10 protein-coding genes and 1 pseudogene are annotated in these 13,746 nt (G+C 68.4%); 5 read left to right on the top strand and 6 right to left on the bottom strand.

All coding sequences use genetic code 11. The features are described from left to right. Positions 1-15 precede the first annotated feature (15 nt). On the top strand, positions 16-1,728 hold the full coding sequence (locus AB0M48_RS21685; RefSeq protein WP_363844757.1) for a trehalase family glycosidase: 1,713 nt from the start codon (positions 16-18) through the stop codon (positions 1,726-1,728). A 3-nt stretch (positions 1,729-1,731) separates the two neighbouring features. On the opposite strand, the gene AB0M48_RS21680 is transcribed toward AB0M48_RS21685, so the two are convergent. The 3 genes and pseudogenes from AB0M48_RS21680 to AB0M48_RS21670 all read right to left on the bottom strand — a co-directional run bounded on the left by AB0M48_RS21680 (position 1,732) and on the right by AB0M48_RS21670 (position 4,414). Then, a complete protein-coding gene (locus tag AB0M48_RS21680; protein WP_363844754.1) occupies positions 1,732-2,742 on the bottom strand; it encodes a LacI family DNA-binding transcriptional regulator in 1,011 nt (336 codons plus the stop codon). Positions 2,743-3,188: 446 nt separating this feature from the next. Then, positions 3,189-3,366, bottom strand: a pseudogene (locus AB0M48_RS21675) (lysine 2,3-aminomutase); the annotation flags it as partial. A 16-nt stretch (positions 3,367-3,382) separates the two neighbouring features. Continuing rightward, positions 3,383-4,414, bottom strand: a complete 1,032-nt coding sequence (locus AB0M48_RS21670; protein WP_363844751.1) for a LacI family DNA-binding transcriptional regulator — start codon at positions 4,412-4,414, stop codon at positions 3,383-3,385. 373 nt (positions 4,415-4,787) lie between these two features. Between AB0M48_RS21670 and AB0M48_RS21665 the strand changes: the two genes are divergently transcribed. The 4 genes from AB0M48_RS21665 (at position 4,788) to AB0M48_RS21650 (ending at position 9,507) form a co-directional block, all read left to right on the top strand. Beyond that, positions 4,788-6,101, top strand: a complete 1,314-nt coding sequence (locus AB0M48_RS21665) for an extracellular solute-binding protein (RefSeq protein ID WP_363844748.1) — start codon at positions 4,788-4,790, stop codon at positions 6,099-6,101. Between the two features lie 67 nt (positions 6,102-6,168). Continuing rightward, complete coding sequence (locus AB0M48_RS21660; protein WP_363844745.1) at positions 6,169-7,134, top strand: sugar ABC transporter permease; 966 nt, start codon at positions 6,169-6,171, stop codon at positions 7,132-7,134. Further along, complete coding sequence (locus tag AB0M48_RS21655; protein WP_363844742.1) at positions 7,131-7,994, top strand: carbohydrate ABC transporter permease; 864 nt, start codon at positions 7,131-7,133, stop codon at positions 7,992-7,994. Before AB0M48_RS21660 ends, AB0M48_RS21655 begins: the two co-directional genes overlap by 4 nt. Before the next feature lie 7 nt (positions 7,995-8,001). Next, a complete protein-coding gene (locus AB0M48_RS21650) occupies positions 8,002-9,507 on the top strand; it encodes an alpha-N-arabinofuranosidase (protein ID WP_363844739.1) in 1,506 nt (501 codons plus the stop codon). Here the strand turns inward: AB0M48_RS21650 and AB0M48_RS21645 are convergent. The 3 genes from AB0M48_RS21645 to AB0M48_RS21635 form a co-directional block, all read right to left on the bottom strand. Next, positions 9,501-10,883 carry a glycoside hydrolase family 43 protein gene (locus tag AB0M48_RS21645; protein WP_363844736.1) on the bottom strand — a complete coding sequence of 461 codons (1,383 nt, stop codon included), beginning with the start codon at positions 10,881-10,883 and terminating at the stop codon, positions 9,501-9,503. The two genes, AB0M48_RS21650 and AB0M48_RS21645, sit on opposite strands and share 7 nt — an antisense overlap. Before the next feature lie 72 nt (positions 10,884-10,955). Continuing rightward, on the bottom strand, positions 10,956-12,452 hold the full coding sequence (locus tag AB0M48_RS21640; protein WP_363844733.1) for a family 43 glycosylhydrolase: 1,497 nt from the start codon (positions 12,450-12,452) through the stop codon (positions 10,956-10,958). Between the two features lie 44 nt (positions 12,453-12,496). Next, positions 12,497-13,447, bottom strand: a complete 951-nt coding sequence (locus AB0M48_RS21635; RefSeq protein WP_363844730.1) for an arabinan endo-1,5-alpha-L-arabinosidase — start codon at positions 13,445-13,447, stop codon at positions 12,497-12,499. Positions 13,448-13,746 lie beyond the last annotated feature (299 nt).

Raw genomic sequence — 13,746 nt, 5'->3', positions numbered from 1 at the left:
CTCGAAAGGACCACCGTGACGATCGCACCTTCCTTCCCGATCGCCGAGATCCCGTTCAGCTGCGCCGGGTCGTGGCTGAACGTCTCGCCGGTCGTGGCGGAGAAGCGCGTCGAGCAGTACCTGCACCTCGTCTCGCACCACACGGGCATGCACGCCGTGCTGTCGCTCGTGCCGCTGCTGGACGGGCACCGCGTGGACACGGCGGTCACCGCCACGCCCGCGGTGCTGTCGTGGATCCACGACGGCGGACGGATCGACCTGGCGTTCGACGGTCCGGACGCCGTCCGGATCACCGGGACCTCGCTCGCGCTGAGGCTGGCGGCGTCGCAGCGAACGCTGACACCGTTCAGCGGCACGTACTTCTACCGCGACCCGGTGACCGGCGGGCACGTGTTCACCTCCTACGAGACGGGCAGGCGTTACCGCGTCACCGCACTCACCGGAACGGTGGAAGCCTTCGGCGCGGAGTCCCTCGGCACCCACGACAGGGGCGTCGTGGTCTCGGCCGAGCGGGGCGCCTGGGAAGTGGTGGTGGAGACCTACCGGACCTCCGCGGCGCCCTACCACCGGACGAGGTCGTTCGACGAGGTGGTGCACGACCGCTCCCGGCAGTTCACCGCCTTCCTCGACGCCGTCGCGCCGTGGCGCGACCGCTCCACCCCCGCGGCGGAGCTCGCCGCCTACGTGCTGTGGTCGGCCACCGTCGCGCCGTCGGGGTTCGTCGGAAGGCCGGCCGTGCTGATGTCGAAGCACTGGATGAACAAGGTCTGGAGCTGGGACCACTGCTTCAACGCACTGGCACTGGCCGCCGGTGACGCGGACCTGGCGTGGCACCAGTTCCTCCTGCCGTTCGACCACCAGGACGCCAGCGGTGCGCTGCCGGACTCGGTCACCCACTCCGAGGTCCTGCACAACTTCGTCAAACCCCCGATCCACGGCTGGGCGCTGGGACAGCTCCGACGGCGCCTGCCACGACCGCTGGACCGCGACCAGCTCGCCGACGCCTACCGCAAACTCGCCGCCTGGACGCAGTTCTGGCTCGACCACCGCAGGGCGGCCGGACATCGCCTGCCCCACTACCAGCACGGCAACGACAGCGGCTGGGACAACGCCACCACCTTCGACGCCGGGCGCCTCGTGAAAAGCGCCGACCTGGCCGCGTTCCTCGTCGTGCAGCTGCGCCAGCTCGCCGACCTCGCCGTCGAGCTGGGCGACCGCGAAGGCGAGTCGCGGTGGCGGGAGAACGCCGGCGACGTCCTGGACGCGTTGCTGGACGAGCTGTGGGACGGCGAGCGGTTCACCGCCCGCGACGTCACCACCGGCGCCCGCCACACCACCGACAGCCTGCTGGACCTCATGCCGATCGTCCTCGGCGAACACCTGCGCCCCGAGCAGCAGCGGCGACTCGCCGACCGCGTCGAGCGCCACCTCGTCCACTCCGGTCTGGCCACCGAACTCCCGGCCTCACCGCACTACGAAGCCGACGGCTACTGGCGCGGCCCGGTGTGGGCGCCCGCCACCGTCCTGGTCGAGGACGGCCTGCGCCGCAGCGGGTTCACCGAGCTGGCCGACTCCGTCAGCGCCCGTTTCCGGGCGGTGTGCGAGAAGTCCGGATTCGCTGAGAACTTCGACGCGCTGACCGGGGAGGGGCTGCGCGACAGGGCCTACACCTGGACCGCGGCCGCGTACCTGGTGCTGGCAGGGGACGCGGTCGCGCGCCGCCGCTGACCGTCAGGCCCGTGGGCGGGGAGCGGTGCTGGCGCGCAACGAGATCGGAGGCGCGAACAACCGGTGCTTCGGCATCGCGTCCGGCACCGCGATCCGCTCCTGCAACAGCTCCACCGCCTGCCTGCCCATCTCCACCGCCGGAACGTCCGCCGCCGTCAGCGGCGGCTGCAGGTCCTCCGCCAGGTGCTGGGCAACCACACCGACCAGGGAGAAGTCCTGCGGCATCCGCAGCCCCGCCCGCTGCAGACCCCGCTGCACCCCGGTCAACGCGGCCTCGTTGACCGTCACCGCCGCCGTGACGCCCGGGATCCGCAGGATCTCTTCCACACACGCTTCACCAGCCTGCGCGTCGTCGGCGCACGCCACCTCCGTGCCTTCGACGCCCCTCGCCCCGACGGCGGCGCTGAACCCCGCCGAGGCGCGCATCGCGGGCCCGTACCCGGAGGTCACCAGCTCCGGCGACCGGTTGATCAGCACCACCCGCTCGTGCCCGAGGTCGGCCAGGTGATGCACGCAACGCGACACCAGCGCCTCGAAGTCGACGTCCACCCACCAGGTGGACTCCGGGTGCCGCACCCGCCCGATCGTCACGAAGGGCAGCCCCGACTTGCTCAACCGCTCCACTCGCTGGTCCCCCAAGCGAACCTCCATCAGGACCACACCGTCCACCCGGCGACCGCCCAGCAGGCGCTCGAACGACCGGTCGTGGTCACCACCGCTGGGCGAGAGCAGCACGTCCAGGTCGTGCACGGCCGCCGCGTCGACCACGCTGGCCACGAAATCCAGCTGGACGGCCGTCAACCGCCTGCTCGCCGGCGGCACGACCAGACCCAGGGTGCGGGTACGCCCCTCGGCCAGCGCTCGCGCGGAGGCGTTGGGCCGGAAGTCGAGTTCGGTGATCACGTCCTGGATGCGGCGACGGGTCGCCTCGGACACCGTCCGCTTGCCGCTCAACGCGTACGACACCGTACTGCGCGACACTCCGGCCCGCCGAGCGATCTCCCCGATGTTCATCGGACCTCCGAACCAGCGCGCGCATCCACCGGCGGATCACGTCGACGTTGATTATGCCAACCGGTTCGACTGCATGCTGTCATCCGTCAGCGGACGAGCCGATTCATGCGAGTTGCCGAAGCCCGGTGCCCGGACGCACGACCGCGGTGTGGTGGACCGGCATCGACGAGACCATCCCGTCGGCGACATCAAGGCGTGGTCAGCTGGAAGTGCCAAATGACCATCGCCGGCACTCCTTCGTTCGCGGCTCGTGCGGCCTCGGGCAGCAGGGCAGCCAAGCGCCAAGGCCAGACGTTCCACGGAGCGGCCACCCCGTCGTAGCGGTGGTAGGCCGCCCTCAGTCGTTTCGGCCTGGTTGTGAGCGCCAGGCATCCGATGTGGACGATCGATTCCATCCTCTGTGGCCTCAACGGGAATTCGGGGCATTTGAGGTCGGGAACTGACGAGTAGTAGGGGTAGCGGTGATCGAGCGCCTCGGGGTCTTCGAGCTCGATCCCGATGCGGAAGTTCTTCGGCCAGTAGGAAATGCCCAGCTCTGCGATCATGTTCGGCGAGCTGGTGCACCCACTGCTTGCCCACGTACGGCGCGTCGCACACGATGCGCGGCGTTGGGTGGCCGGGCAGTTCCCAGGGATCTCGATCACTCAGCGCGTGGTGTGCGCCCCAGGGTGCTTTGGCGGGCGATCAGCCGGTGTGAGGCGCGCACCTCTATGCCGGGCAGTGGTTCCGTGCTGCCGATGCGCATGAGCAGCCGATCGACCGCCGTCGTGGCGATGGCGTCCTTGTCCGGGGAGATGGTGCTGATCGCCGGGTTGGCGTAGCGGCCTTCGTCGATGTCGTCGTAGCCGATCAGCGCGATGTCCTCGGGCACCCGCAAGCCGCGTTCCAGCACCTCGTGCAACGCGCCGAGCGCCACCGTGTCGTTGTAGCCGAAAACGGCGTCCGGCGGGTCGTCCCGATCGAGCAACGCCCGCATGGCGGCTGCACCGTCGGCGCGGTTGAACCGGGGCGTCTGGATGATCAGCGACTCGTCCACCGGCAGACCGGCGTCCGCGTGGGCCTGCCGGTAGCCGAGTGTGCGCAGCTGCGCCGCCTCGCCGGTCGGGTACGGCTGATCGCCTATCGCGGCGATCCGGCGCCTGCCCAGGTCGATCAGATGTGCTGTGGCCGCACGGGAAGCCTCGACGTCGTCGATGCCCACGTGGTCGAAGAAGGCGTTGGACGACCGTTCGCCGAGCAGGACGAGCGGGAACGTCGGGTCGCTCTCGGCCAGGTCCTCCTGCGCCAGGCCGAGGGGGCTGTAGATCATTCCGTCGAACAGGGCCGCCCGTGCGCCACGCCGGATCAGTTCCCGCTCGTGGGCGGGATCGCCGTCGGTCTGGTCGATGAGCACGTGGTAGCCCCGCTCGCGGGCCCTGGGGATGATCGCTTGCAGCAGTTCGGAGAAGTAGGGGACGTCCAGGAAGGGAACCACCACCGCGATCTGCCCTGACCGGCCGTTCGCCAGATTGCGGGCCAGCACGTTGGGCCGGTAGCCCAACTCCTTGATCGCCTTCTCGACCTTCTCGCGGGTGGGTCCGGTGACCGGGGCGTAGCCGTTGACCACGTTCGACACCGTACGCGCGGATACTCCCGCGAGCTCAGCAACGTCACGCAGCGTGGCATCGCGCATCGGCTCACTCCATCGGACCGGCGCGGCGGCCCACCGCTGCAGCGCTGCAGCGCAGTTTGCCCGCCCATCCCCGTCGCGACAAGCCCCAGTCTCCGAGGGACCTGGAACGGGACGCGCGCCTCAGTCGAACGACTTCAGATTGGGCCTTGCAGCGCAGCAAAAGGCAGGCCATAGTGCTTTGCAGCGCAGCAAGACCCAGTGCCACGGTGGCAGCCACGATCGGTTCACCCGAATCCGCCAGCCGCGGTGCAGCACCGCACAGGCCTCAGAGGTCCTCGTTTCGTGCCTCACGGGGTCACCCGCATTCCCGATCACGCACCGTGATGGTGATGGCGCATGCCCTGATGCATGCCGCGACGGAAAGGCGCTCCTCATGCTCGGCACCAAATGGATGGCGAAACTCCGTGCAGGGCTCGTTGCCGCCGGACTGCTCGCTGTGGCCGCGTGCGGCGGGGCGGCGGACAGCGCCGACGGACCCGTGCGCGTGTCGGTCTGGGCCTGGTACCCGGAGTTCAAGGGCGTGGTCGACGCGTTCAACGCCTCCCACAAGGACATCCAGGTCGACTGGACCAACGTCGGCACCGGCCCTGACCAGTACGCCAAGCTCAAAACGGCGTTCACCGCCGGCAAGGGCGCGCCGGACGTGGCAATGGTCGAGTTCCAGCAGATCCCGACGTTCGTCATCCTCGACGCGCTGGTGGACATGGGCCAGTACGGCGCCAACGACGACAAGAACCTCTATGCCGAATGGGCGTGGAGCCAGGCCACCGACGGCGACAAGGTCTACGCCATCCCGGTGGACGGCGGACCGATGGCGCTGATGTACCGGAAGGACCTCTTCGACCAGCACGGCATCCCAGTGCCCAAGACCTGGCAGGAGTACGCCGACGCGGCGGTGAAGATCAAGGCCGTCGACCCGAACGCCTACATCGCGAGCTTCGGCAGTGACGGCGGCTGGCTCAACGGGCTGATGTGGCAGGCGGGTTGCCGGCCCTACGGCTACTCGCAGGCCCAGGCCAAGGACCAGGTGAAGATCAATCTGACCGCGCCCGAGTGCGAGAAGGTCGTCAACCTGTACGGCGACCTGGTGAACAAGGGCCTGATGGCCCAGGACAAGTTCTTCACCGCCGACGCCACCGCGGCGCTGGACTCCGGCAAGTACTGGACCTGGGCCGCGGCCGGCTGGACGCCCGGTTACGTCGCCGGCTCGCTCAAGAACACCGCGGGCAAGTGGGCGGTCGCGCCGATGCCGCAGTGGACCGCGGGCGCCGACGAGCAGGGCGACTGGGGCGGTTCGACGTTCACCGTGACCAAGCAGGCCAAGAACCCGCAGGCGGCGGCCACGGTGGCCCGCGAGCTGTTCGGCCGCTCGAAGGCCGCGTGGGACATAGGGCTGAACAAGGCGTTCCTCTACCCGCTGGTGAAGGACGTCGCGGCTGACCCGGCGTTCACCGGCAAGGCCTACGACTTCTTCAACGGGCAGAAGGTCAACGAGATCTTCGTGCCGGTGTCGGAGAAGCTGGGCGAGTTCCAGTACACGCCCTTCCAGGACTTCGTCTTCAAGGACCTGAACGACCGCGCCGCTGAGGCGATGTCGGGCAGCAGGCAGTGGAGCACGGTGCTGGAGGAGACCCAGAAGAACGTCGTCGCGTACGCCGAGAAGCAGGGCTTCAAGGTCAGCCGGTAGTGCGCCCGAGGCCTGTCGCGGCCTGCGGGCCGCGACAGGCCGATCATCCCCAGTCCAGGAGGTCCCCGTGACGCGGTCCATACCGATCACGGCACCCGCGGCCGACGACCTGCCGCCGTCTCCCCGTCCGGTCGAGAGCCCGTCACGGCGGAGACGGCGCCGGGTCACCGCGCGCCCGGTGGCCGGAGCACTGTTCGTCCTGCCGTTCTTCCTCGTCGTCGTCGCGTTCCTGGTTGTGCCGCTCGGCTACGCGTTCTGGCTCAGCTTGTCCACCAAGAGCCTCGCGCTCGGCACCCGGTTCACCGGCATCGACAACTACGTGCGCGCGTTCACCGACCCGGTCCTGCTGGACGGCCTGCTGCGGGTCGTCCTGTTCGGACTGGTGCAGATCCCCGTCATGCTGGGCATCGCGCTGGCCGGAGCGTTGACGCTCGACGCCGTCACGACGAAGTTCGCCGTGGCGTTCCGGCTCATCGCGTTCATGCCCTACGCCGTGCCGGCCGTCGTCGGCGCGCTCATGTGGGGCTTCCTCTACAGCCGCACGTTCGGCCCGTTCGCGGACCTGCCGACGCTCGTCGGCGGCGACCCGATCGACTTCTTCAGCGCCTCCTTGCTGCTGGTGTCGCTCGGCAACATCGTGACCTGGGCGTGGACCGGCTACAACATGATCATCCTGTACTCGGCGTTGCAGGGCGTGCCGCGCGAGATGTACGAGGCCGCGGTCATCGACGGGGCGTCGCCGGTGCAGATCGCGTTGCGGGTCAAGGTGCCCGCGATCAAGCAGGCCATCTCGCTGGCCGTGATCTTCACCGTCATCGGCACCATGCAGTTCTTCACCGAACCGCAGATCATGGCCCGGTTCGCGCCGCAGGTCTCGGCGGGCTACACGCCGAACCTCTACGCCTACAACCAGGCGTTCGCCTACTCGGACTTCAACTACTCGGCCGCACTCTCGTTCGCGCTCGGTTTCCTGGTGTTCGTGGTGGCCTACGCGTTCGTGTTCGTCAACCGCAGGCGGGGAGTTCGCTCATGACCAGCGGCGCAGCCGGCAACACGACAGCGAAGACCTGGCTTCCGCATGTGCTGATGGGCGCGGGCATCCTGTACTTCTTGGTGCCGCTGCTCTGGGTGGTCATCGCGGCCACCAAGAGCCAGCCGGACCTGCTCGACAGCCCGGCGCTGTGGTTCGCCGACTTCAACCTGCTGGAGAACATCGAGCAGCTGTTCCGCGAAGACGGCGGTGTCTACGGCGGGTGGCTGGTCAACACGGTGTTGTACGCGGGGCTCAGCGCTCTGGGCGCGACCGCACTCGCCGCAGCCGCGGGCTACGGACTGGCGCGGTTCTCTTTCATGGGCAAGAGGTTCTTCGAGACCGCGCTGCTCGGCATGATCATGGTGCCGGCCACCGCACTGGTGCTGCCGACGTACCTGATCCTGTCCGAACTCGACATCGTCAACACCATGTGGGCGGTCGTGCTTCCGTCGCTGCTCAGCCCGTTCGGTGCGTACCTGGTCCGCGTCTACGTGGACGAGAGCGTGCCGGTGGAGCTGATCGACGCCGCGCGCATCGACCGGGCGGGCGAGCTGCGCATCTTCTGGCAGATCGTGCTGCCGATGATGCGTCCCGCGCTCATCACCGTGTTCCTGTTCACGCTGGTGGCGACGTGGAACAACTACTTCCTGCCGCTGGTGATGCTCAGCGACGCCAACCTGTACCCGCTGACCGTCGGACTGACCACCTGGTTCAACACCGCACAGCAGGACGCGGGAAACCGGATGCTGTTCAACCTCGTCGTGACCGGCTCACTGCTGGCCATCGTCCCGCTCGTCGTCGCCTTCGTCCTGTTGCAGCGCTTCTGGCGCAGCGGCGCGGCGGCAGGCGCCCTGAAGTAGGAGAACCGTGCTCAACGCTTCCCTGGTCCTCAACCCGCACTACGTCGTCGCGTCGGTGCGACGACGGCTCTTCGGGTCGTTCGTCGAACACATGGGCCGCTGCGTCCACACCGGAATTTACGAGCCCGGCCACCCGACCGCCGACGAGGACGGTTTCCGCGGCGACGTGCTGGAACTGACCCGTGAGCTCGGGGTCGAGCTGGTCCGGTACCCCGGCGGCAACTTCGTCTCCGGCTACCGCTGGGAGGACGGTGTCGGCCCGGTCGCCGAGCGCCCGGTGCGCCGCGAACTCGCGTGGCACAGCCTCGAGACGAACGAGGTCGGCATCGACGAGTTCGTCTCCTGGGCACGCAAGGCCGACGTCGAGGTGATGTACGCGGTGAACCTGGGCACCCGCGGTGTCGCCGAAGCGCTCGACGTGCACGAGTACATGAACCACGAAGGCGGCACGCACCTATCGGAGCTGCGCAAAGCAAACGGGTCCAAAGCGCCGCACGGGGTGAAGTTGTGGTGCCTGGGCAACGAGATGGACGGCCCGTGGCAGCTCGGCCACAAGACGGCGCACGAGTACGGACGGCTGGCCGCCGAAACAGCCCGCGCGTTGCGGCAGGCCGAGCCGGACCTGGAACTGGTGGCGTGCGGCAGTTCGAACTCGGCCATGCCCACGTTCGGCGAGTGGGAGTCCACCGTGCTGGAGCTGACGTACGAGCAGGTGGACCACATCTCCCTGCACGCCTACTACGAGGTGCTCGACGGTGACGTGGACAGCTTTCTCGCCTCCGCGGTGGACATGGACCACTTCATCGACAGCGTCGTCGCCACGGCGGACGCGGTCGGCGCGCGGCTGAAGAGCGACAAGCGGATCACGTTGTCGTTCGACGAGTGGAACGTCTGGTACATGAAGCGGTTCCACGACACACCGCGCACCGAGTGGGAGATCGCGCCGCGGGTCATCGAGGACCAGTACGACGTGAACGACGCGGTCGTCGTCGGCAACCTGCTGATGTCGTTGCTGCGGCACAGCGACCGGGTGGCCGTGGCGTGCCAGGCGCAGCTGGTCAACGTGATCGCGCCGATCCGCAGCGAGCCGGGCGGGCCGGCGTGGCGCCAGACGATCTTCCACCCGTTCGCGTTGACCTCGCGGTTGGCGCGCGGGCAGGTGCTGCGGGTGGAGTCGTCCTCGCCGACGTACTGGACCAAGCGCTTCGGTGACGTCCCCGTCGTGGACGCGGTCGCGACGCACGACACCGAAACGGGCGACACGGTGGTGTTCATGGTCAACCGGCATCAGTCCGAACCGGTGGAGCTCCGGGCGGATCTTGCCGCGTTCGGTGAGGTGACGGTGGCCGAGGCGTGGTCTGTGCACGACGAGGACGGGTCGGCCACCAACACGGAAGCCGACCCGGACCGCGTCGTCCCGCGACCGCACGAGGCCGGCATCACCGATCGCGCACTGCACGTCGTCCTGCCGCCCAGGTCCTGGACCGCCGTCCGCCTCACCGGCGGTCAGTAGCCGATGCGGAAGGTGGCGTCCTGGCGGTCGGCTGCGGCTGATCCAGCTGAGATCGGGTCGATGCGCAACACGTATCCGGAGTGCCGGACGTGGCGGTCGGGGAAGTTGTGGGAGCGGAACGAAGTCCACGCCGAGTCGGCGAGTCCCGCGACGCGGTGGAAGGTGGCGTCGGCGGCGAAGGTCGAGCTGCCGTCGTTCGCGGCCAGGACGAGCGCGTAGTCGGCGTGGCGCAGGTAGCGGTCGGGGTAGTTGACCGAACGGAACGAGATGCCGGCGGAGGACGCCAGCCCAGGGACGAGCTGCCACATCGCGTCCTGGTACGGGTCGAACGGGTAGGGGTCGATGCGCGCGGCGTTGCCTGCGTGCCGGATGAGGTGGTCGGGGAAGTTGTAGGACTTGATCCGGTTCCAGGTGGGCGCGCCCCAGCGGCTGATCAGGTCGTTGTACTCGGTCGTGGTGATGCCGCAGATGGTGGGGTGCTTGGCGTTGAGCGGCTGGTTGTACTGGGCCTTGGTCAGCGGCGACCACGAGTCGGTGGCGATGTTGCCCGAGCGCCAGGCGTACAGCTCGCCGTTGACGGGTGAGTACGAGTCGCCCCACAGCCACCACTCGTTGCGGTCGTGGGCCTTGACCACGATCGGGGCCTCGATGCCGCCGGTCACCACGCCGGCGGTGTAGGTGCCCCGGTCGAAGCTGCGCGGGGTGAGCGTGGAGGATCGGGCACCGTAGAGGCGGCCGTCGCGGAAGCTCTTGTAGTACAGGTAGTTGACGCCGTCGCCGACGTGCATGGTGGCGTCGAGGACGTTGAAGCCGGGGTCGAAGAACAGCTGTGGTGCGCTGCCGTTGACGAAATCGGTGGTGTAGTTGACGTAGAAGGCGTCACGGTCGCCGCTCTTGGCGGAGTAGAGGATGCCGTACTGGTTGCGCGAGGCGTCCCAGAACGCCTCCGGCGCCCACGTGTGGGTCGGCATGGAGTGCATCTTCAGCCGACGGTACCCGGTGAACGACCGCAGGTCGGCCGAGTCCCAGGCGTGGATGTACTGGTTCTGGCGGGTGAAGTCGGTGCCGGTCAGGTCGGTCGCCAGCACGACGAACCCGCCGTTCTGCTTGCGCATGATGAACGGGTCGCGCAGGCCCTTGGTGCCCGCGGTGGGGGTGGCCACCGGGTTGCCCTGGTTGAGTGGCATCCAGTTCAGGCCGTCGGTGCTCACCGCCAGGTGCAGGGCGTACCGGTCGGCGACCTTGCCGGGCGACTCGGTGAAGTAGCCCATCACGTAGGCAGCGTCACCGGGCGCGGCGAGGGCGGTGAGCCGGTTCGTGCCCGCCAGGGCCACCGCGGCCAGTCCACCGGCGAGAAAAGTGCGTCGTTGCAGCACGGGACGTCTCCTGTCCGGAGCGACGGGGGATGGCCGGCGGCGAGGGCCGCCGGCCATCGGAGGGGTGATCGATCAGGCCGCGGGTTCGCCGGACGGGGCGGCGAGCTGCGTGCCGAGGCGGACCGGGGAGCCGAAATTCGGCGTGCCGTCGGCGTTCCAGGTGAACTTCTGAGCACGCGTCGAACGGTTCATGTCGCAACCACCGGAGGCGCTGTCGTTGGCGTGGTAGACGATCCAGTCCTCGGTGCCGTCGGGTGACTTGAAGAACCCGTTGTGGCCCGGCGCGTACACGCCGTTGCCGTCGTTGCGCTGGAACACCGGGTTGGGCGACTTCGTCCAGTGCGACCGGTTGAGCGGATCGGACCCGGTGAGCGTGAGCAGCCCCAGCTTGTAGTCCGGACCCCAGCACGCACTGGCCGAGTACACGATCATCGTCTTCCCGTTGCGGTACAACGGCTCAGCGCCCTCGTTGACCGGATGGGTCTGCCGCTCCCAGGCCAGCGTCGGCTGGCTGATCGTGCGCCGCGCGCCGCTGAGCGTGTACGGGTTCGACATCGGGGTGATGGTCAACGACTGGGTGCCGTCCGTCGCGCTGCCCATCAGGTACAGCTTGCCGCCGTGCTGGAGGATGCTCGGGTCCAGCTCCCAGGTGTTGCCCAGGTCGGCCTTGAAGCTGTAGGGCCCCATGGGATCGGTGCCGGAGGACTCCAGCACGTGCAGCCGCTGGGTGGGGTTGAAGTCCGGCACGTTCTGCCCGGCGACGTAGTAGAGGTACCAGCGGCCGCCCAGGAGGTGGAACTCCGGCGCCCACATGTTGCAGCACCCGTTCGGGCGGCCCGACAGGTTGAAGATCACCTGGTCGGTGGCGCTCGACAACCCGGCGAGGGTGCGCGATCGGCGCATGGTGATCGTGGAGTTCCACGTCGTCGTCGCCAGGTAGTAGTACCCGTTGTGGTACTGCAGCCAGGGGTCCGGGCCGTTGCGCTTGATCGGGTTGGTGAACGTTCCCGCCGCCGGCGCACCCAGCTTCACCAGCTGCCACTGCTGGTTCGCGCCGCCGGTGTCGGGCCACTGCACGACCCGCGCACCGTCGGCGGTGGACCACTCGAAGGTCTCCACGGCCTTGCCGCTGTTGCGGTTGAGCAACCGCACGTACCCGCCCGCCGAGTCCGCGAGCCGGAACTGCTGACTGGCCGCGTTGCTGTCGGCCCACTGCACCAGGTCGGCGGCGTCGGCGGTCGAGCTGCCCGAGACCTGGAGGACTTTGTTGCTGTGCTTGGACTTGAGCCGGTAGTAGCCGCCGCCGGAGTCGACGAACTGCCACTGCTGCCACGCCCCGTCGTTGCGCGTGTACTGCGAGATCCGGGCGCCGTCGTTGGTGGCGAGGTCGTAGACGTCCAAAGCCTTGCCGCTGTTGCGGTTGACCAGTACGTACGACGCGTTGGTGTCCACTGTGGCCGCCGACACCGCGGGTGGCACGGCGGAGGTGATCCCGCCGAGCAACGCGGTGGTGGTGGCCAGGACGAGGGTGGTCCGCCGCCGTCCGCGGCGGCTGATGGTGGAGATCATGCTCTTCTCCCTGCGGGGCGCTGCACGGGTGTCAGGTACGTGCGTCAGCGCACGTAGGGCCAGCCGGCCGAGTCGATCGCCAGCAGGTTGACGCCGAGCAGGGACGCACCGTTGTCCGCGTAGTAGTGGTAGACGAGCACATCGCCGTCGCTGTCCGCCAGCACGTCCTGGTGCCCAGGGCCGTGGATACTGCCCTGGCCGGCGAGGATCTCGGTGCCACCGCCGGAGGTCAGCGCCGTGCCGTTGCGGTCGACGTAGGGACCGGTGACGCTGGTGGAACGGCCGACCATGACGCGGTAGGTGCTGGCCGCGCCCTGGCAGCAGCGGTCGAACGAGACGAAGAGGTAGTAGTAGTTGCCGCGCTTGACGATGTTCGGCGCTTCGATCGCGCCGCCGTTGCGGCCGGCGATGGCGCGGATCGTGGAGTCGGAGCGCAGGCCGGTCGACGGGTTGATCGCGATCATCTTGATGCCGGACCAGAAGGAGCCGAAGCTGAGCCACCAGCGGCCCTGGTCGTCGACGACGAGGTCGGGGTCGATGGCGTTGAAGTTGTCGCTGGTGCGCGACTCGACGACCAGGCCGCGGTTGGTCCACGTGCCGGAGTTGCCGCTCGGGCTGGTGGCCAGGAAGATCGCCGAGCGGTTGGAGCCGAACGTCGAGGCCGAGTAGTACATCCAGTACTGGCCGTTGCGGTGGGAGATGTCCGGCGCCCAGAGGTTGCGGCTGTTCGCGGTGTAGGTGTTCGCCCACGGCGTGCCGCCGGGGAAGGCGGCGCCGGCGTTGCGGAACGCGGTGCGGTCGGCGGAGGTCTTGAGCGCGATTCCGTTGCCGGTGTGTGCGATCAGGTAGCTGCCGTCCGAGCGCTTGACCGCACTCGGGTCGTGCACGCCGATGTCACCGGTCACCCGGCCTGGGGCGGGGTAGGCCGCCGACGCGGAAGGTGTCACCACGACGGTGACGACCAAGGCCAGCATCGGTATCAAAACGCGTTTCATCGATGAGACCACGATGTCCTCGATTTCTGGCGAGTGAGAGGTTGCGGCGGCGCGGGTTCGTTGCCGATCTGGTCCGGTGGACGTATCGGCTGGTGCAGGTGAGCAACGTCAGCGCAGGTGACAAAACGTTCGGTACCGGTGTTGTCTGCGTGGTGCCGGGACGTCAGCTGCCCGAAAGGTCGATTGCGTGCGTGAGCTCGAGCCCGCTTTCTCGCGAGCGGGAACTTGAGTGCACCACCGGTCTTGTTCCGGGCTGCATCACCCAAAGCGCTATCAGCACGATAACGACGACAGGCGAC

This window comes from Lentzea sp. NPDC051208 (genome assembly GCF_040682435.1).
GTDB lineage: Bacteria > Actinomycetota > Actinomycetes > Mycobacteriales > Pseudonocardiaceae > Lentzea > Lentzea kristufekii.
This window is presented reverse-complemented; position numbering and strand designations above follow the sequence as displayed.